This is a genomic window from Frankia sp. CcI49 (assembly GCF_001983215.1).
In the GTDB taxonomy this organism is placed as follows: Bacteria; Actinomycetota; Actinomycetes; order Frankiales; family Frankiaceae; genus Parafrankia; species Parafrankia irregularis.
In genome coordinates, this window is the sequence record NZ_MOWP01000010.1 from 1 (window position 1) to 19,463 (window position 19,463).

The 19,463-nt window shown below is 72.1% G+C and carries 12 protein-coding genes and 1 pseudogene; 8 read left to right on the plus strand and 5 right to left on the minus strand.

Annotation, left to right across the window (positions count from 1 at the left end; translation table 11 throughout):
• A pseudogene (locus tag CcI49_RS10295) lies at nucleotides 1–246 on the plus strand (hypothetical protein); the annotation flags it as partial.
• 130 nt (nucleotides 247–376) lie between these two features.
• Here the strand turns inward: CcI49_RS10295 and CcI49_RS10300 are convergent.
• On the minus strand, nucleotides 377–1,192 hold the full coding sequence (locus CcI49_RS10300) for an SDR family NAD(P)-dependent oxidoreductase (protein ID WP_054570913.1): 816 nt from the start codon (nucleotides 1,190–1,192) through the stop codon (nucleotides 377–379).
• Between the two features lie 185 nt (nucleotides 1,193–1,377).
• Between CcI49_RS10300 and CcI49_RS10305 the strand changes: the two genes are divergently transcribed.
• The 5 genes from CcI49_RS10305 to CcI49_RS10325 all read left to right on the plus strand — a co-directional run bounded on the left by CcI49_RS10305 (nucleotide 1,378) and on the right by CcI49_RS10325 (nucleotide 11,618).
• The gene (locus tag CcI49_RS10305; RefSeq protein ID WP_054570914.1) at nucleotides 1,378–2,454 is read left to right on the plus strand and encodes a Zn-dependent alcohol dehydrogenase; all 1,077 of its coding nucleotides are present in this window, start codon (nucleotides 1,378–1,380) and stop codon (nucleotides 2,452–2,454) included.
• Between the two features lie 139 nt (nucleotides 2,455–2,593).
• The gene (locus CcI49_RS10310) at nucleotides 2,594–3,844 is read left to right on the plus strand and encodes an amidohydrolase family protein (RefSeq protein ID WP_076825990.1); all 1,251 of its coding nucleotides are present in this window, start codon (nucleotides 2,594–2,596) and stop codon (nucleotides 3,842–3,844) included.
• Nucleotides 3,841–7,689: an indolepyruvate ferredoxin oxidoreductase family protein gene (locus CcI49_RS10315; protein WP_076825992.1), complete on the plus strand. Its 3,849-nt coding sequence runs from the start codon at nucleotides 3,841–3,843 to the stop codon at nucleotides 7,687–7,689. The genes CcI49_RS10310 and CcI49_RS10315 overlap by 4 nt, the downstream gene beginning before the upstream one ends.
• A gap of 806 nt (nucleotides 7,690–8,495) precedes the next feature.
• A complete protein-coding gene (locus CcI49_RS10320) occupies nucleotides 8,496–10,145 on the plus strand; it encodes an amidohydrolase family protein (RefSeq protein WP_076825994.1) in 1,650 nt (549 codons plus the stop codon).
• A gap of 246 nt (nucleotides 10,146–10,391) precedes the next feature.
• A complete protein-coding gene (locus tag CcI49_RS10325; RefSeq protein ID WP_054570918.1) occupies nucleotides 10,392–11,618 on the plus strand; it encodes a septum formation family protein in 1,227 nt (408 codons plus the stop codon).
• Between the two features lie 47 nt (nucleotides 11,619–11,665).
• Here the strand turns inward: CcI49_RS10325 and CcI49_RS10330 are convergent, their stop codons facing one another.
• Nucleotides 11,666–12,118 (minus strand): ATP-binding protein, encoded by a 453-nt coding sequence (locus CcI49_RS10330; protein WP_241839985.1) that lies wholly within the window; start codon nucleotides 12,116–12,118, stop codon nucleotides 11,666–11,668.
• 345 nt (nucleotides 12,119–12,463) lie between these two features.
• Between CcI49_RS10330 and CcI49_RS10335 the strand changes: the two genes are divergently transcribed.
• Together CcI49_RS10335 and CcI49_RS10340 are read left to right on the plus strand one after the other, a co-directional pair.
• The gene (locus CcI49_RS10335) at nucleotides 12,464–13,348 is read left to right on the plus strand and encodes a septum formation family protein (protein WP_158230742.1); all 885 of its coding nucleotides are present in this window, start codon (nucleotides 12,464–12,466) and stop codon (nucleotides 13,346–13,348) included.
• A gap of 287 nt (nucleotides 13,349–13,635) precedes the next feature.
• Nucleotides 13,636–14,388, plus strand: coding sequence for a hypothetical protein (locus tag CcI49_RS10340; protein ID WP_054570920.1), 753 nt, complete (start codon nucleotides 13,636–13,638; stop codon nucleotides 14,386–14,388).
• A gap of 207 nt (nucleotides 14,389–14,595) precedes the next feature.
• Here CcI49_RS10340 and CcI49_RS10345 read toward each other — a convergent pair whose 3' ends face one another.
• Genes CcI49_RS10345 through CcI49_RS10355 form a run of 3 tightly spaced genes read right to left on the minus strand, consistent with a single transcriptional unit; the run spans nucleotide 14,596 to nucleotide 19,310 of the window.
• Entirely contained in the window at nucleotides 14,596–15,816 is a 1,221-nt protein-coding gene (locus tag CcI49_RS10345) for an amidohydrolase family protein (RefSeq protein ID WP_054570921.1), read from the minus strand.
• 36 nt (nucleotides 15,817–15,852) lie between these two features.
• A complete protein-coding gene (locus tag CcI49_RS10350; RefSeq protein ID WP_076825999.1) occupies nucleotides 15,853–18,288 on the minus strand; it encodes a CoA transferase in 2,436 nt (811 codons plus the stop codon).
• On the minus strand, nucleotides 18,285–19,310 hold the full coding sequence (locus CcI49_RS10355; RefSeq protein ID WP_076826031.1) for an LLM class flavin-dependent oxidoreductase: 1,026 nt from the start codon (nucleotides 19,308–19,310) through the stop codon (nucleotides 18,285–18,287). Before CcI49_RS10355 ends, CcI49_RS10350 begins: the two co-directional genes overlap by 4 nt.
• Nucleotides 19,311–19,463: the final 153 nt, after the last annotated feature.

Consider the following 19,463-nt stretch of genomic DNA (forward strand, 5'->3'; position numbering starts at 1 on the left):
GCCGGCGGGTCCGGCGATGCCGGCGGGTCCGGCGATGCCGGCGGGTCCGGGGAGTCGGGGGACGCCGGAGACGCAGGTGAGCTGGTCGTCCAGCTCACGACCCAGACCTGGACGGCGACGTCCACCGGCCGCGCGGCGACGGTCGACGTCGTCGAGCTGATCCGGGTGCGGGCGGGCGTGATCCGCGAGATCAGGGTCTTCCAGCAGGACACCGCCCTGCTGCTGGCGACGCTCGACCCGGCCTAGCGGCATTCTCTGCCGCCAACCACCTCTGTGGGCTTGCCTGGCGGCAACGGCCGAACCCGAGCGCGAGGCGGTCGCCCCCGATCTGAACGAGGGCGGCCGCCTCAGCTTCGCGCTTTGTGTTCTGTGAGCCTCAGAAGGTCTCGGCGAGCGCCCAGGGGCCTTCCTGGAAGGGCTGGTCGAGGTAGTGCATGCTGTAGACGATCTTTCCGGTCGCGGTCGCCGGGTCGACGCCGCACAGCCGCAGGGCCGCGTCGGCCATCGCGCTGTCCGGCTCGACGGGGACATTGTCCGGCGTGTGCGGGGAGACGACGGCGACGCCCGGGGTCATGACCAGGCCTGCCGTGCCGAGGGCGTTGACGGCGACCCCGGTGCCCTCGAGCTCCGCGGCGAGGCCGGTGGAGAGCCGGTCGAGCGCCGCCTTGCACATGCCGTAGGGGACGCAGCCGTCGCGCGACCAGTCCGGGTAAGGCGGGCCGGCCGGGTGCCGGGCCTGCTTCGAGGTGATGTTCACGATCCAGCCCCGGCCGCGGCTGACCATGCCGGGGACGGCGAGCTGGCAGAGCCGGAAGGGGGCGTGCACCATCATCTGGAACATCAGCGCGTAGCGCCGCGGGCTGATGTCGAGCGCGGGCCCGTAGAAGTTGACCCCCGCGTTGTTGACCAGGATGTCGACCGGCCCGAGGGCCGCCTCGGCCCGCTCGATGACCGTCTCGACGTCGGCCGGGTCGGTGAGGTCGGCCCGGATCGCGACGGCCTCGCCGCCGCCGGCCCGGATTCGCTCGACCGTCTCGGTGATCGAGCCGGGCAGCGGCGCGGACCCCGCGTCGACCGTGCGTGCGACCAGTGCAACGGCCGCCCCCTCGCCGGCGAGGCGCTCGGCGATGTTCGCGCCGATGCCGCGGCTGGCGCCGGTGATGATTGCTATGCGGCCATCCAGGGACCCCACGAGGACCTCACCATCGTCGGCACCGTTGTCAGGCCGAATGATAACAGAGTGCTCACATACTTACGGCAAATGTCGTAGGTCTTGCGGAGTGAGCGGTTACTGAAATATCGTCGGGGCTGTTGCGCGGACCCGGCGCACGTGTCTCCCCGTGCCGCCGCCCGTCCGTGCCGATAGGAGGATCGTCCGTGCGGGTCGCCGTCGCCTACGAAGCCGAGAAGCCGCTGGTCCTGGAGGATGTGCCGCAGCCCGCGGTCGGCCCGCGGGATGTGCTGGTCCGGATCAGGGCGAGCGGCATCTGCCACACCGACCTGACCGTCATCAACGGTCTCTCGCCGCTGCCGCTGCCGACCGTGCCGGGTCACGAGGCCTGCGGCGTGGTCGAGGAGGTCGGCGCGGAGGTCCGCCGGGTCCGGGTGGGCGACCGGGTGCTCGCCTCCGTCTCGCCGGCCTGCGGTTCGTGCTGGTGGTGCATCAACGGCATGTCGAACCACTGTGAGCTGGGTGGTCCCGTCAAGGCGAAACCGCGTTTCACGCTCCCCGACGGCCGCCAGGCGCCGGCGGTGTGCGGCTGCGGGACGTTCGCCGAGGCGATGGTGGTCGACGAGGCGTCGGTGATCGCGGTCCAGACCGACCTGCCGGACGAGCACCTCGCGCTGATCGGCTGCGGAGTGACCACCGGGCTCGGTGCCGCGCTCATCACGGCCGGGGTCACCCCCGGCTCGTCCGTCGCGGTGATCGGCTGCGGTGGTGTCGGGCAGTCCGTCATCCAGGGCGCGCGGATCGCCGGCGCGGCCACCATCATCGCCATCGACCTGTCGGCGGGGCGGCGCGAGACGAGCCTGATCGCCGGCGCGACCCACGTGATCGACCCGGCCGAGGGCGACCCGGTCGCGCAGGTTCGCGACCTTACCGCGGGCCGCGGTGTCGACTACAGCTTCGAGGTCGTCGGCCTGCCCGCGCTGATGGTGCAGGCCTTCAACATGGCCCGGGCCGAGGGTGCGGTGACCCTGGTCGGCATGCCCGCGAAGGACGCGACGCTGACCCTGCCGGCGATCTCCGCGATCTTCTCCGGCAAGCGCATCGCTGGCTCCGTGGTGGGGGGCGCGCAGATTCTCAGAGACATGCCCCGATTCATCAGGCTGGCCGAGAGCGGGCGGCTGGACCTCAGCTCGATGGTCTCGAACAAGATCAGCCTGGACGAGATCAACGACGGGATCGCCCTGCTCAACCGCGCCGAAGGCATCCGAACCGTGATCGTCTGACGTCGGGTGGAGCTGACGTCTGGCGGAGCTGGCGGCGGGCGGAGCCGGGGCTCGGCCGAGCTGGAGTTGGGCGAGCTGGGGTTGGGCGGGTGGCGGCGGGTGAGACCTGTCGTCGACGTGTCGGGAGGGGAACGCGACCATGACCGAGCGCACGCTGATCAGGAACGCCCGGATAGTGACCTGCTCGGAACAGCCGGCGGGAGTGATCGCCGACGGCGACATTCTGCTCGACGGTGACCGCGTCGCCGAGGTCAGCGCCGGGCGGCTGGCGGTGGACGAGCACGCGGTGCGGGTCGTCGACGTCCGGGGCGCGGCCGTCCTGCCGGGGCTCGGGGACGCCCATGTGCACCTGAGCTGGCCACTCGACTTCGTCTTCGACCATGTCTCGGTGGCGAACGCCCCCGCGGCGCCGCACGCCCTCGACGTCGCCGCGGTGGCCCGCACCTACCTGGAGAGCGGCTACACCCTCGTCATCGGCGCCGGGGTCTCCCAGCCCTTCGACGACATCCGCACCCGGGACGCGATCGACCGCGGCTACTTACCGGGCCCGCGCATCCTCCCCAGCGGCACGATGATCACCGAGGCGGGCGCGATCAGCGCCGACACCGGGATGACCACCGTCGTCACCGACGCCCGTGACCTGCGCGAGGCCGTCGCCCGGCAGTGCGACACCGGCGTACGGGTGCTGAAGCTGTTCATCTCCGGTGACGGGATCGTCCCCGAGTACCCCTCCGACGACCTCTACATGAACGACGAGATGCTGGCCGCGGCCGTCGACGAGGCCGACCGGCACGGGGCGTTCATCTCCGTTCACGCCCGCGGCTCCGCCAGCGTCGCGATGGCCGCCCGCACCGGGGTGCGGCTCATCCACCACGCCTGTTTCCTCGACGAGGCCGCGCTGCGCGAGCTGCGGGCCCGGCGCGACGACGTCTGGGTGTGCCCCGGCCTGCACTACCTCTACGCGATGGTCAGCGGCCACGCCGAGCCGTGGGGCGTCACCCCGGACAAGATCGAGCGCGCCGGGTACGAGAAGGAGTTCCACGCCCAGGTCGAGGGCCTGCGCCTGCTGCGCGACGAGGGCATCCGCATCGTCGCCGGCGGCGACTTCGGCCACCAGTGGACCCGGCACGGCACCTACGCCGCCGAGCTGGAGCGCTACGTCGAGCTGGTCGGTATGAGCCCGGTCGAGGCGATCAACACCGCCACCCGCGACCTGGGCCCGCTCGTCGGCCTCGACGTCGGCCAGATCCGTCCCGGCGCGCTCGCCGACCTGCTGATCGTCGACGGCGACCCGACCACCGACATCACCGTCCTGCAGGACCCGGGCCGCCGTCGCGCGGTGCTCAAGGGCGGCGAGTTCGCCTACGTCAACCCGAGGCTCTACCCATGACCACGGTGGTGGGGACGGAAGCGGCCGCGACGCGCCCCGCCCGGGCGGCGGCGAAGCTGCTGTCGGGTGTCGAGACCCTCGCCCGGCTGCTGGTGGTCCGCGAGCAGGTCGACGCCCGGGACGGACTGACGACCGCGACGATGGTCTCCGGCTACCCGGGCTCCCCGCTGGGCACGTTCGACCTGACGCTGGACCGCCTCGGCGCCACGCTCGGCGAGCACCGGATCGTGCACCGCCCCGGTCTCAACGAGGAGCTCGCCGCCGCGGTGGTGTGGGGCAGCCAGATGGGCGCGGTCAGCGGCTACACCGAGGTCGACGGGGTCGTCGGGGCCTGGTACGGCAAGACGCCCGGTCTGGACCGCTGCGGCGACGTCCTCAAGCACGCCAACGCGATGGGCTCCGGCCCCGGCGGCGGCGTCGTGATGTTCTGCGGTGACGACCCGACAGCCAAGTCGTCCACGCTGCCCTGCGAAAGCCTGTTCACCTTCGAGGACGCCTGCGTGCCGGTGCTGTACCCCGGTGACCAGCAGGAGGTCCTCGACCTCGGCGTCCACGCCTACCGGCTGTCGCGCTACTGCGGCTCCTGGGTCGGGATGAAGATCGTCACCGCGGTGGCGGACGGGATCGGCAATGTCGACCTCGACCTGGACCGGCACGACCCGGTGGAGCCGCCGGACGCCGACGTGCTCGTCGACGGCGTAGCGTGGCGGCACCGGCCGCAGGTGACGATCGGCCCGCACGCGGTACCCGGCCAGGAGGCGCTCGTCGTCGACCACCGGCTGCGCGCCGCCGCCGCCTACGCCCGCCGTAACGGCCTCGACCGGGTCGTCGGCGCCGCCCCGGGCGCGCCGCTGGGCATCGTCTGCGGTGGCAAGACGTACTTCGACGTCGTCCAGGCGCTCACCGATCTCGGTGTGCGTCCCGGCGACCTCGCCGCCGCGGGCGTGCGGGTGCTCAAGCTCGGGATGATGTATCCCCTGGTGGAGAGCACCGTCACCGAGTTCGCCCGGTCCGTCGACGAGATCGTCGTCGTCGAGGAGAAGCGGCCGTTCGTCGAGACCCACCTGCGCTCGGTCCTGCACGAGGCGGGTGTCCTGACGCCGATCCACGGGAAGCGGGCCGTCGGCGGTGGCACGCTGCTCTCCAGCGTCGGCGAGCTGGACCCGGCGGTGATCGCGAAGGCGCTCACCCGGGTGCGCCCGGAGCTGGCCGTGCCCGCGGGCGCTTCCGCCGGTGCTTCCGGGGCCGCCGCCGCGTCCGCGGGTGCCGCGCAGCCACGGCGGGTGCCGGTGCCGCTGCCGCTGATCGACCTGCCCTCGCGGTCGCCCGGGTTCTGCAGCGGGTGCCCGCACAACCGCTCCACCGTCTTCCCGGACGGCGCGCTCGTCGGCGGTGGCGTCGGCTGCCACGGGATCATGTACTTCGAGAGCCGCAACAAGGGCATGACCAGCATGCCGCCGACGCCGATGGGGTCCGAGGGCGTCCCGTGGATCGGGCTGTCCCCGTTCGTCGGCGAGCCGCACCTCATCCAGAACCTCGGCGACGGCACGCTGAGCCACTCCGGGACGCTGGCCATCCGGGCGAGCGTGGCGGCCGGCGCCGACATCACCTTCAAGATCCTCTACAACGCCGCCGTGGCCATGACCGGTGGTCAGGACGTCACCGGCCTGATGGACGTCCCGGCGATGACCCGGGCGCTGGAAGCCGAGGGCGTGCGGCGGATCGTCGTCTGCGCGGAGGACCCGAAGCGGTACGGGCGCCGGGCCCGCTGGGCGCGGGGCGTCCAGGTACGCGGGCGCGATGCGCTGCCGCAGGTCCAGGAGGAGCTGCGCGAGGTCACCGGCGTGACGGTGATCATTTACGACCAGCGCTGCGCGGCGGAGGCGCGGCGGCTGCGCAAGCGCGGTGAGCTGCCCGAACCGCCCCGGCGGGTCGTCATCAACGAGGCCGTCTGCGAGGGCTGCGGCGACTGCGGCACCAAGAGCAACTGCCTGTCGGTGCTGCCCGTCGAGACCGAGCTCGGGATCAAGCGGCGCATCGACGACCTGTCCTGCAACCGCGACTACACCTGCCTGGACGGCGACTGCCCGTCATTCGTCACGGTGCGTCCGAAGCGCCGGTCGCGCCTGCGGCCGGCGCGGTCCGTGCGGTCCGTGCGGCGCGCGCCGAAGGCGGACATCCCCGAGCAGGGGAGGGGTGCGGCGGCGGGGAGTGGTGCCGGTTCGGGTGCCGGTGCCGGTTCGGCGGGCGGCCGGCGCCGGCGTGGCCGGGACGCCCGGCCCGCGCTCCCGGCGGGCACCCTGCCGGTGCCGGACGCCCCGCGCGTCGACGGCCAGTACGGCATCTACCTCACCGGCATCGGCGGGACGGGCATCGTCACCGCGAGCCGGATCATCGCCGCGGCGGCCGAAAAGGCCGGCCTCGTCGTCGGTGGCGTCGACCAGACCGGGCTGTCGCAGAAGGCGGGTGCGGTCGTCTCGCACCTGAACCTCGCGACGTCCCGGGCCGAGATCGGGTCCGCCACTGTCGGGTCCGGCGGCGCGGACCTGTATCTCTCCGGAGACATCCTGCAGGCCGCGACCGCCTCCAACCTGGGCCGGACCAGGCCCGGGCACACCATCGCGGTGGTCGAGGCGGAGCTCACCCCGACCACCGCCATGCTCCAGGGCAACGCCGCCGCGCCCGATCCCGACGACCTGCGCCGAGCGGTCGAAGGCCGGCTCGGCACCGAGCGCACGGCGTTCGTGGATGGGCGGCGGATCGCCGAGCGGGTCTTCGCCGACCAGCTCCTCGGCAACGTCGTCCTGCTCGGGGCGGCGTTCCAGCTCGGCGGGCTGCCGCTGACCCTGGACGACCTCGAGGCCGCGCTGCGCCGTCAGGGCCGGGCCGCCGCCGCGAACCGCGAGGCGTTCGAGTGGGGCCGGTGGGCTGCCCACGATCCCGCCGCGGTCGAGGCCTGCCTGGCAGCGGGCCCCGCGGACCCGTCGGCGGGTGGTTCCGCGGCAGGCGGTTCCCCGGCGGGCGGCTCTGCGGCGGGCGGCTCCGCGGCGGTGGGAAGGGTTTCGGCGAGCGGCCCGGCGTTGCACGATCCATCGCCGGTGGCGCTCGACCGGGCCGCGCCACTGGTCGACGGTTCGGCCCTGCCGAGCGCGTTGCGTGAGCTGCCTGATCTGCGCGATCTACTTGTCCGCCGGACCGCGCAGGTGATCGACTACTCGGGTCCCGGGCTGGCACGCCGCTTCGTGGGGCTGGTCGAGAAGGCGGCGGCCCGCGACGGAGCCGAGCACGGGTGGGAGCTCACCCGCGCCGTGGCCGAGGCCTGGTTCAAGCTGCTGACCTACAAGGACGAGTACGAGGTCGCTCGGCTGCACCTGAAGGTCGACTATGACCAGGTCGCGAGTGAGCTGGGCATCGACGGCCCGTACCAGGTGACCTACCACCTTCACCCGCCGGTGCTGCGCGCGCTGGGCATGTCGAAGAAGCTCCCGGCGGGCCGGCCCTACGCCGCCGCGTTCCGCCTGCTGCGCGCGATGAAGCCGCTGCGCGGGACGCCCTTCGATCCGTTCGGCCTGCTCGCCGACCGGCGGACCGAGCGCGCCGTGATCGAGGAGTTCGAACGGCTCATGACCGAGCTGYTCGAACCGGGGCCCGCGGTGCCGTACGAGGCGCTGCTGCGGGCCGCCCGCTCCCCGCAGGCGGTGAAGGGCTACGGGGAGATCAAGGAAGCCGCCGTGGCGAGATGGCGTGACGAGGTCGCCGGGCTGCGAGGCGAGCTCGAGGCCGCCCGCGGCGCTGTTCCGGCCGCCACCGCCGGTGGTGGCGAGGGCGACGGCGGATCCCAGTGATTCAGGCGCTTCCGGTTCGCCTGCGGCCGGGTCCGGAAGCAGGGCTGGGAGGCCGGGTTGGGAGTCGGACGGCATCGGGTGAGGCCGTCCGCCTCCCAGCCCGGGTGCGAGATCTGGTGATCTGACACTGCTGTCTGGTTTTCGTGGCGGGTTCCGCTGTCGTGTTCGCGGAACTAGAGGGCTCCCTGTGACCTCCTACGGAACGCCTGTTGACGTTGCGAGCGGCGCGGGTTCCGCAAGTCCCTGAAGGCAAGAGGCCACAAGGACGCCTTTAGTCGCCGCCACCGCTGTACGCGGCCCGCGGCGAGGCAGGGGATGGGGAACCCGCCCAGCGGGCCAATGGCACCCTGAACGCCCTGGTAGGAGGCGGGAAAGCTGCTGGGTGGACCGCCGGTCGCACTCGTTCGGCGTGGCTGGTGGCAACGAGACACGACGTGGGCCGGGCTTGGATCGGGAGCGGGCGGTCCGGGGCGGGGCCGGGTGACTGCTCCGCGTCGGTGGTCGCGGTCTCGCGGGATTGCCCGACGGTGGCCTGATCCCGACCTCTGACACTAATGTCACCCTGCCCCTGCCCCTGCCCCTGCCCCTGCCCCTGCCCCTGCCCCTGCCCCTGCCCCTGCCCCTGCCCCTGCCGCGTCGTCCGGTTCGTGGGTCGTCCGGTCGGGATGACATCCGGCGGGCCGCCCCCGGCGCCAGGCGTGCGTGGGTCGGGCGCGCGCTGCGCCTTGCCGGGTCGCTCGAAAACTAAGTGAGCATTTGCTATCTTCGTGAGGATCGTTGCTCGCTGGTGACCGATCGGAGTCTCGATGGACCTCCTGCTGCGTCAGGCCTCGTTGATCGACGGAACGGGGGCTCCCGCCCGCCCCGCCGAGGTCGCGGTCAGCGGCGGCCGTGTGGTCGCCGTCGCCGCACCCGGCGAGCTGACCCCAGCCGCCGAGACGGAGATCGTCGACCTGGGCGGGCTCACCCTCGCCCCGGGGTTCATCGACGTCCACACGCACTACGACGCGCAGATCCTCTGGGACGGTGACCTCACCCCGTCGAGCTGGCACGGCGTCACCAGCGTGATCATGGGGAACTGTGGCTTCGGGGTGGCCCCGACCCGCCCCGAGCACCGCGACACGATCATGCGCATCCTGGAGAACGTCGAGGGGATGTCCCTGGACGCGCTCGACTCCGGCATCGACTGGTGCTTCGAGACCTTCCCCGAGTACCTCGCCGCGCTCGACGCCCGGCCCAAGCGCCTCAACGTCGGTGCCTTCCTCGGGCACTCGCCGCTGCGCGCGTTCGTCACCGGTGGCGAGGAGCGGGTGGCCACGCCCGAGGAGATCGGGCGGATGCGCGAGATCGTCCGTGAGGCGCTCGACGCGGGTGCGCTGGGGTTCTCCACCTCCCGCCAGCCCGCCCACCAGGGTGCCTACGGGCGTCCGGTGCCCAGCCGGTTCGCCGAGGTCAGCGAGGTCTACGAGCTGGTCTCGGTGCTCGGCGAGCTCGGCCGGGGCGTCGTGCAGGTCTCCATCGGCCCCGGCCTGTTCGTCGACCAGTTCTCCGAGCTCGCGACCCGCTACAACGTGCCGGTGACCTGGACGGCGCTGGTCGCCCGGGCGGACAAGCCGGGTGCGGCGCTGCGCACCGTCGAGCGCGGCGCGGCGCTGCCCGGCGAGGTCTACCCGCAGATCGCCTGCCGCCCGATCGTCATGCAGATCACGATGGATGATCCGGTGCCGCTCGCCGAGATCGACGAGTGGAAGGAAGTACTGGCCCGGCCGCGGGCCGAACGCGCCGACCTGTACCGGGACCAGACCTGGCGCGACCGGGCCCGCCCGGCGACGCTGGCCGCGTGGAGCCACCGCTGGCCCAAGATCGACGTCGAGGAGACCGGCGCGCACCACGACGCCGTCGGCATCCCGCTCGACCGGCTGGCCGCCGAGCGGGGCACCACCCCGTTCGACCTGATGCTCGACCTGGCGCTGGGCGACACCGAGCTGACCCGCTTCCGGGTGGTGCTCGACAACGACGGCGACGCCGAGGTCGGCGACCTGCTCGCCGACCGGCGCACGCTGCTCGGGCTGTCGGACGCCGGTGCCCACGCCAGCCAGCTCTGCGACGCCTGCTACTCGACCCATCTGCTCGGCCACTGGGTCCGCGAGCGCGGCGTGCTGTCGCTCGAGGACGCGGTGTGGCGGCTCACCGGTCAGCCGGCACAGGCCTTCCGCGTCGCCGAGCGCGGCCTGGTGCAGGAGGGCTTCCACGCCGACCTGGTCGCCTTCGACCCGGCGACGGTGGGCACGACCCCGGTCGAGCGGGTCCGTGACCAGCCGGGCGGCGCGGACCGTCTGGTGGTGCGCAGCACCGGCATCGAGTACGTCTGGGTGAACGGCGTCGCGACCCGCACCGCCGGCAAGGACCTCCCCGACGCGGCCCCCGGCCGCCTCCTGCGCGCCCGCACCGCCTGACCACCGCACGAGCCGCCTGACCACCGCACGAGCCGCCTGACCACCGCACGAGCCGCCTGACGACTGCGCGTGCCGCACGCGCCGGACCCCGGTGGCGGCGATTGCGATCTTCTTTGCGTTCTGTCCTGCTATGGCCTGCTGCGCAGCCGACGGTAGCCAGATCAGCGCATTGGGTTTCAGTTGATTCATGGTGCTGGCCGCCTGACCGCGGCCAGCCGATGATTCCCTGACCCGAGGAGCCCGCACATGCCCGCCGATGCTGCCGCGGAACCGGACCCGTTCGCCGGGCTGGTCCTCGACGACGCGTTCGTCGCCGCGGCGACCCGATACGAGGCACCGGCGCGCACCCGGGATGCGATCGCCCGCTTCGGAGCAGCCGAGGACGAACGGTCGCCGCTGCTGGCGAAGCCGCGGCGCGCCCGCGGCAGGCGGGCGCGTTGGGCCGGCTCCGCGGGGCGCCCACCGCGCCCGCCCCGCGGTGGATGGACTCGCGGCCGGGTCATCCTTGCCGCGATCAGCCTGACCCTCCTGGTCAGCACCCTGGTGGCGTTCGTCCGGTCAGAGTTCGACGACGTGCCGCGCACGACGGTGCCCGCCGCCGCGCCAGGCCCGTCGGCCGGTCCTACGGGGCCGGCTGCCGGGGAAACGGCCGATGCCTCGGACGAGAACTTCCCGGAGCTACGCCGATGGACGTGGGAGTCAGGGCATTGCTACCGCTGGTCACAGGCGTCGGGTGACACCTCGGTGAAAGACGTCCCGTGTGCCGGCCCGCACCTGTTCGAGGCGGTTGGGAGGCTCGACCTGAGCCCCGCCTACCCTGACGACGCCCCTTACCCGTCGGAGTGGAACGACATCGCCGATCGTCACTGTGGCCCTATGGTCACGACCTACCTGGGCTATTCGCTGGACCCGTTCGGGCGGTACACGGCGAGCTCGATTCATCCCCCGCGACCGGAGTGGGGCGATGGTCACCGAGAGGTCGTCTGCGGGCTGGCTGTCAAGGGCGAGGTCGATCCGGCTCGGCCGTGGTTCCTTTACACGTTTTCCGGCGGTGTCCGGGGAGCGGACCAGGCGCAGACCTTTCCGGCGGGTACCTGCTTCAGAGAGGTCGCCGACCAGCAGGACGACGTGGTCCCATGTGAGGGGCCTCATCACTTCGAGAGCGTCGGAACGGCCGTCCTGCCCGACAGCGCCGACGGCGCACCGCCCTCGGTCGAGCGCATCGACGAGCTCACCGACGCCGCCTGCTCGCCGAGGTTCGCGCCCTACCTGGACCACGGCGACAGCCGCGGCAACGGCGGTGTGGTCGTCGAGGTCAGCTGGCACCGGATCCATCCCGAGAGCTGGCGCGCGGGCACCCGCACCGCCACCTGCCTGGTCGGCCTGGTGGATGGCGCCGGGCGCCCAGTGGAAACCACTGGCCGGCTCGACCCGGCGAACCCCGCCGCCGGGGCAGGCACGGCCAACGTCTGAGCACCGCCGGCCGACCGCCGTGGGCAGAATTCCGGTGCGTCGGCCGGTTACCGCGGCCCGCCGGGCCCGGCCGCGGATTCTTTTCTTTGGTAAGGAGTGATTCTTCCTCGGCCGCCGCTCTGGGTGGCGAGTCCGCGGTCGCGGAGGCCACGTAGTGCCTTGCGGATACTCGGGGCGGAAAGCGCGAGTTCTTCGGCGAGCTCGCGGACCGTCCTTCCGTTCTGGGTCAGCGCCTGGTGAACGCGATGTTCCGTGGTACCCAGAAATGCCTTGGCAGCCGTACGTCCGGTGGGTGCGGGTGCGGGTGCGTGTTGGTGGAGGACCACGGTGAACCGGATGCCGCTGTCGACGTAGTGCGCAGGAGGCATCCCCCGGCCGGCGAGGGCTTCGGTCACGGTGGGTATTCCGCTGGCGAGGGCCTCGATCACCCGAGCCCCGGTCTCTGGTGATCGCACGTGCTGGCAGATGGCGACGAGCCGGGCGTTGCGTGCGGAGGTCACGGCGTCGCGTCCGGCGCGAAATGTAACCAGGTGCGGTTACATTTCGCGGTGCGGTGCGGTGCGGTGCGGTGCGGACGGGTGCTGCTGTTGGCTCGGCGCGCTGCCGGCCTGGGGGCAGCCCGATGCGAACTTGTTCGCAGCTTGTCCTAAGATGGTCGGCTGCGCTGCCGGTGGTGGGAGCCGTTGGTGGTAGGGGCGAGGCGAGACCCGGCAGATTCACCAGGACCCGGGTCGGCGACTCGAACCGTCGCGGCGCGTACTGATCCTCGTGCCCAGGGAGCGGAACCTGTCATGTCCATCGACCGAGATCGTGTCAACAGAACGTGGCGGGGCTGGCGTGGCCCCGTGGTGACCATTGCGATCAATGTCGTGCTCGTCGGCGCGGTCGGCTGCGCGGCGGTGGAGTCCCGCGCCGGCGACTCCCGTGCCGCGACGGACGGGACGCCGCTCCCATCGTCGCCCGGCACCGCCGGCGCGGACCGGACCGTCGATCTCGAGCAGTACATCTATGCGACCGGGCACTGCTACACCTGGCGGCAGGAAATCAGCAAGTCGGATGTGAAGGACGTCCCCTGCGAGGATCGCCACCTTTTCGAGGCGGTCGACGACACGGATCTCGACAAGGAGTATTCGAGCTCGGCTTTCTATCCCAGGCCCGAGGAGTGGCCCGATATCATCGCCCGGTACTGCTCGCAGATGATGGACGAATATCTTGGTTATCCACTCGACCCGTACGGGCGCTTCGGCGCCGGCGCGGTTTATCCGGATAGTGTGGGGTGGGAGCAGGGCGACCGGTCGGTCACCTGTGGGATCGTGGCGAGCGGGACTGAGACGGATTCTTTGACGGCCTTCATGCCGTTCGAGGGCTGGGTGCCCGCTGTTGGAACCTGCTTCAGCGACGACGCGGGCCACCTGACCGAGACGTCCTGTGCTGCCCCCCACAACCTGCAGAGCATCGGTGCCGTCACGGTACCGGGGACACCRCCTGGAGACGGCCCGCCGTCCGACAGCTGGCTCGACGAGCAGGCGAGCCAGCTATGCGCCGATCTCGCCGCGCCCTACCTGCGGACGGACCGCTTCGATTCCGCGTCGCTGACGCCGCAGTGGAACCCCATCGATCCGGAGAGCTGGCGCGCGGGTACCCGCCGGACGAGCTGCTATGTCGGCTTCGTCGACGAGAACGGGACATCGGTGCCGGTCCACGCGGCCATGCCTGTGCCGGCCGCCTGAGCGGGACCGCGGGGCGTGGGGCGGTTCCGCGGAACCGCCCCACGGAAACACCGGTCCGGCGGTGGAAGCATGCCCGGGGGTTCTTTTCGTGTCATTCAAAAGACAGCCGGCGTATCTTTTTCGGACGCCGCGGTCGCTCTGGATGGGCGTGTCGCGCCACCGACAGCGATTTCAGGATGCGGATTCATCCTCGGGGCTGACCCAGCCTGGAGCCGTGCGGTAGCGTCCTGAACGGAAATGCTGATCAAGGTCGAAACCATCTGATTTCCGAGGGGTTCTCCCGGGCCATGCGAAAAAGCCGCTACCCGTTTTCCTGGCTGCGTCTCCCGCAGCGAGTTCTGCCGATTCTTCCGATTCTGGTGATTCTGTCGATCTCGGCCGCGGCCTGCGATGACGGTGGCGGCAAGGGCGGCGTCCGGCACGCTGGGAACGCCTGCGACGGTGTTTCCGCCTGCACCCGTGTCGGCACGGCCGACGTTGATGCGGACGGGACCGCCGACGACATCGGGCTCGTCCAGGTCGCCCCGCAGCGCTGGCTGCTGCGGGTCCTGCCGGCCGGGGGCTCGGTCGGCGAGTTCCGGTTCGACGGGCCTGCCACCGGTCCGGACGAGCCCTGGTACGGAACCGCGCAGGTGGACGGCGTGCCAGGCGCGGAGATCGTACTGCTGACCGATCATGGAGCGCACACCGAGTGGTTCACGGTGTTGAGCCACCGAGACGGTCGGCTCGTGCGGTCCGATCCGCCGGGAGAGCGACCGGAGCCGGAGAGCGGGTGGGCGGTCGACAGTGCCAACAGCGGCTGGATCGGTTACGCCTGCGGAAAGCAGGGCGAGACCGTGACGCTGTTGGCGAGTGCCTCGGAGCGAAATGATGACCCGGCCCGCCCCGAGGCCTACAACGAAATCAACACGCTGTACGGATGGACGGATTCCGGCTGGCGTGAGCTGTCCAGCCGGAACGTGGCCTACAATGCCGGGGACCATTCAGGGGAAGAACACGCCGGCTGGCACTGCGACGGCCTTCCGGTCTATCCCGACTGACGTCCGCCGGTCTGGTGGTCCGTGCCCACCCGCCGCACAGCCAGCAATTCACCCCAATAACGGCAAACTGGGCGCGGGGTCGCCTGACGATCGACAAGAAGTGAGGATTTTGGCTGTTCCAACCGCCAAAATCCTCACTTCTTGCTTGGTGGCAACGAGAAACCTCGGTAGGAAGCCCGCTGGCGGCGGCGCGCTCAGGCCTGCGGGTCAGGCCTGTGCGGTCTGCGCCGGGCGGGGCTGGTCCGAGCCGGTGTCGGGGATGCGCAGCAGCTCCGCGGTGTTGCCGCGCAGGATCTTGCGGGCCACCGCCGGCTCGCAGGTGTCCAGGCGCTCCACGTAGTCGACCGGCTGGCGCAGGCCTTCGGGGTGCGGGTAGTCCGAGCCGAAGAGGACCTGGTCCGGGCCGAGGATGTCGATCAGGTCGTGGACGTCGTCCTCCGGGAACGGGCAGACCCACAGGTGCTCGGTGAGCATCTCGCTCGGGCGGGCGCTGAGCGGGCCGCCGATCATCGGGCCGCGCCGGCCCAGGGCCGCGGCCTTGTCGACGGTCTTGAGCAGGTGCCGGACCCAGTTGCTGCCGTTCTCGATCGAGACGATCTTCACGCCGGGGTGGCGGCCGAAGAGATTGTGCAGGGTCAGGGCGGTCAGGGTGTCGACGATCGGCCGCTCGGTGTTGCACAGCGCCCACTGCAGCGGCGACTGGCGGTGGGACGGGTTGCCCGCGTCCTCAGACCAGAGGCTCCCGTAGGCCAGGTTGTAGCCACTGTTGGAGACGTGGAAGACGACCCCGACACCGGCCTCGGCGACCGTCGCCCAGAACGGGTCGAACACCGGGTCGGCGGGGGAGCGCCCCCCGACCGGGCCAGGGCGCAGGTGCACCAGGCGGGCCCCGGCGTCGAGCACCCGGCGTAGCTCGACCAGGCAGTGGTCGAGGTCGAGCAGGGAGAGCATCGGCACGGCGAAGATCCGGTTCTCCGCCGCGTAGCCCCAGTCCTCCTCCAGCCAGCGGTTGAACGCCCGCAGGCTCGCGTAGGTGAGCTCGATGTCATCCACCATGTCCTGCTCGACGGCCACGCCGAGCGTCGGCAGCATGATGCTCGCCTCGACGCCCTGGTCGTCCATCAGGCGCAGCCGGGCGGGCCGCTCGATGAAGGCGGGGTGGTCCTTGGCGTTGAGGACCTCCCGGTGGGTGAAGCCGTCGGCGACCTCACCGACGAACAGCCCCTGCAGCGCTCCTGGCGCGGAGGCGTAGTCACCGGGCATGACGCTCATGAAGGTGCGGCGGTCGCCGATGAAGACCCGGCCGAGACCGTCCGTGCCGCGTTCCACCCGCACGGTCTCGTTCTTCCAACGGGACTCGATGTGTCGGGAGAAGCAGTCATCCGGCTCGTAGTAGTGGCCGTCGGCATCAATCAGCTCGTAGTCCACCGATCCACCTCCACAAAGATAGTGAACACCCGCTCATTATAGGACCTGGCCCGCCTGGTGGATGCTCTTGCTGGCCAACAGGCTGTTGATCTCCTCGGCGGAGAAGCCGAGCCCGGTCAGGATGTCCGTGCTGTGCTCGCCGATTCCGGGGAGCGTCGGCCGGGGGGCTTCCGGAGTGCGGGGGCCGTAGCGCAGCAGCGGCCCGATCTGCTCGAACCAGCCCCAGTCCGCCACGTCGTAGGACGCGACCCGCCCGAGCTGGCGGTTCACCGGATCGTCCAGCACCGCGCGGCGGAACCCGTCCCGGTCGAGCTCGTCGACCAGCTCGGCCGCCAGGCCGTGCGCACGCAGGTGCGCCACCCACTCGGCCGCCGTCGCGGTCGCGAACGTGGCCTCCAGCGTGGCCTCCGCCTGGCGGGCGAGCGCGTCCTGCGCGCCGCCGCGCAGCGGGACGTACGCCTCGGGCAGGGGTTCGCCGCCGGTTACCGGCGTGCCGGTGCTGGTGCTGGTGCTGGTGTTGGAGTCGGTGCTGGTGGCGGTGCCGCCGCTGACGCCCACGCCGGCGGGCGGTGGCAGGGTGCGCAGGCGCTGCCAGGCGTCCCGGTCCGGCACGACGAGCGCGAACCAGCGGCCGTCCCGGGCCGGGTAGATGCGATAGCCCGGGCCGTAGCCCGTCTGGGCGGCGTCCAGGGTGGGGGTGGCCACGGGTTCGCCGTCCCGGAAGAACACGCCGCTCTGCAGGAGCATCCCGGCGCCGAGCAGGCTGGTATCCACCCGCTGCCCGCGCCCGGTGGCCTCCCGCGCGTACAGCCCGGCGAGGATCCCGGCCGCGGCGACCCAGCCGCCCGTGATGTCCAGCGGGATCCAGGTCGGGGCCACCGGGTCGTTCCCGGCGCCGCCGACGGCCTGCTCCAGCCCGGTCAGCGCCTGCATCAGCGCGTCGTTGCCCGGGTGCTTCGCCCGCGGCCCGGACGGCCCGAAGGCACTGGCGTGGCAGTAGACGGCGCTCGGGTTGAGCGCGGCGACGGTGCCGGCGTCGATGCGCAGCCGCTCGGCCACGCCGACGCGGAAGTTGTGCAGGACGACGTCGGCCCAGCGGATCAGCCGCTCGACGACCGGCCTGGTCTCGGCGGCGCCCAGATCCATGGCGAGGCTGCGCTTGCCGCGCTGGCAGGCGGCCACCGCGTAGGCCGCGGCCCGCATCGCCTCACCACCCGGCGGCTCGACCTTGATGACGTCCGCGCCCAGGTCGGCCAGCACCTGGGCGGCGAGCGGGCCGGCCACGAAGGCTGAGAAGTCCAGGACCCGCACGCCGTGCAGCGCGAGCCCCGGCGCCCCTCCCGCCTGCGGGCCACGCCTGCCCGCTGCGGCGCCGGCGCCGACACCGGCTGCGGCTGCGGTGTCGGTGGCCGGCTCCGCTGACTGGACGGAGATCGGCGAGCCGACGACGACGTCCTCGTGGCCCGCCTCGGAGCGGGGCACGGCGAGGCCGATCTCGGCCAGGTGCGGGTCGGCGAGCGCCTCACCGGGGCGCAGCACCGGCTCACAGGCGATCCCGGCGGCCCGCAGCCGGGTCAGCCAGTCCGCCCGCGGCCGCAGCGCGAACGGGGAGCGCCAGCGCCGGGCGCGCTCGTTCAGCGCCCCGGTCATCTGGTCGGCGTAGTAGCCCTCCGCGCTGGGGGTGTCGCCGAGCACCTCGATGAGGCGCGCGTACATGCCCTTGCCGCCGAACCAGACCTGGAGCAGCTCGCCGTCCGCGCAGCGGTACAGGAAGTTGGGGAAGGTCGAGCCCTTCTCCCAGTACGACTCGATCTCCGTGGCGGCCCGCTCGGAGCGCCCGATCATGCAGCCGAGGGTGGCCAGCAGACCGTCGTAGAGGGACGTCTCGGCCCAGCCGCCGTGGCCCGTCGCGGCCCGGCGGCGCAGCAGCGCGAGCGCCGAGGTGATGAGCAGGAACGCCGTGCCGCTGCCGGACGCCTGCGCGTCGACGAAGATCGGGCCCGGGCGGTGCCCGGCCAGCTGGGTGCAGAAGCCGGCGCGTGCCTCCACGAGCAGCCCGAAGTCCGCCGCGGTGCCCTTGGACGTCCGGCTGGGCCGGCAGCGCAGGTAGACCAGGCCTGGGCGGGCGGTGGTGAGCTCGAGGCAGCCCAGCCCGCGCTCCTCGACGAGCTGCTCGGGGCCGTAGACGATGGCCACGTCCGCGCCGAGCAGCAGGTCACGGATGTGTGCCGGGTCATCGGTGACGACCAGGTGCTTGTCGCGGTGCCAGACCTGGCCCCAGGCGACCTCCTCGTCGAGCTCGGGTGTCGCCGTGCCCACCACGCGCACGACCCGAGCACCGAGGTCGGCGAAGATCATGCCGGGCACGCCGCCGGCGAGCCCCAGCCCGAGGTCGCTGGTGCCGACCGCGACCTCGACGACTGTCAGCCCCGCGCACGGGCGCTGCGCCCCGAGGGCGACGGCCGCGCTCATGAGGCGCTCCCGGCGGCCGACGTGGACAGCGTGGCGGCGGCCGATCCTTCGGGATCGGGCGCCGGTGGGGCGACCAGCCTCGGCAGCACCTCCTCGGCCGCGAGGGTGATCACATCGAGGGTGTCCTCGTGCGCGGCAGGTGAGATCACAAAGTGGCGCACACCGGCGTTGACGTACTCCTGGAGGCGGGCGGCGACGTCCTCGGGCGTGCCCGCGGGGGCGATGCGGTCCAGCATGCCGCCCGGTTTGTCCCCGTAGGCCTTGCCGAGGAACTTCGCGACGTCGTCCCGGGCGCGGTCCCGGTCGCGGCGAATCGAGCAGTAGAGAAAGATCATCCACTCGAAGCCGSTCGCGTCGAGGTCACGACCAGCGGATTCGGCGTGTTCGCGGACGGTGGTGACGGTCCGGGCGTAGGCGTCCGGGGAGACCAGGTACGGCATCCAGCCGTTGCCGAGGCGGGCCGCGCGGCGCATCGCGGCGCCCTTGCGCCCGGACACCATCAGCGGCGGCCCACCGGGCCGCACCGGCCGTGGCTCGCCGGTGCCCGCGTCCCGTAACGCCACCGGGTGCAGCTCGACGTCGTCGAAGTGGAAGAACTTGCCGTGATGGCTGACCGGGCCCCCGCTCCACAGCGCGCGCAGGATCTCCAGGGTCTCGTCGGTGCGCGGCCCGCGCTCGGCGACCGGCACGCCGACGGCGTCGAACTCGTGCGGGAACTCACCCCCGACCCCGACCCCGATCGAGAGCCGCCCGCCACTGTGCACGTCGAGGTCGGCGATCTGCTTGGCGAGCACGACCGGCTGGTAGAGCGGGGCCAGCAGGACGGCGGTGCCGACGCGGACCCGCTCGGTCCAGGCCGTCATCAGCGCGAGCCGGGTGAGCGCCTCACCGGTGCCCGTCCGCGGCAGGACGTGCCCGCCATGCCAGACGGACTCGATCGGGAGGCGTTCGGCGGCGGCGAGCCACGCCCGGTCCGGCTCGGGGATCGCCGCTGCTCCGAAGACGATGTGGTTGTCTGGCAACAAGGGCTCCTTCGCGGACGACCGGTCGGGCGCGTGCGGTAGCCGGCCGGCCGGTTGGTTGACCGGCCGGCAGGCCGGGCCCCGGACCCGCCCGAGGGTGCCGATCCCGCCCGGGGATTCGGCCCGCGGGCTGCCGGCGCCCCGCGTTCGGAC

Bases quoted from the DNA above. Each gene is read 5' to 3' on its own strand.
- CcI49_RS10340 (WP_054570920.1), top strand. From the start codon at position 13,636: ATGCGAAAAAGCCGCTACCCGTTTTCCTGGCTGCGTCTCCCGCAGCGA.
- CcI49_RS10325 (WP_054570918.1), top strand. From the start codon at position 10,392: ATGCCCGCCGATGCTGCCGCGGAACCGGACCCGTTCGCCGGGCTGGTC.
- CcI49_RS10310 (WP_076825990.1), top strand. From the start codon at position 2,594: ATGACCGAGCGCACGCTGATCAGGAACGCCCGGATAGTGACCTGCTCG.
- CcI49_RS10320 (WP_076825994.1), top strand. From the start codon at position 8,496: ATGGACCTCCTGCTGCGTCAGGCCTCGTTGATCGACGGAACGGGGGCT.
- CcI49_RS10350 (WP_076825999.1), bottom strand. From the start codon at position 18,288: ATGAGCGCGGCCGTCGCCCTCGGGGCGCAGCGCCCGTGCGCGGGGCTG.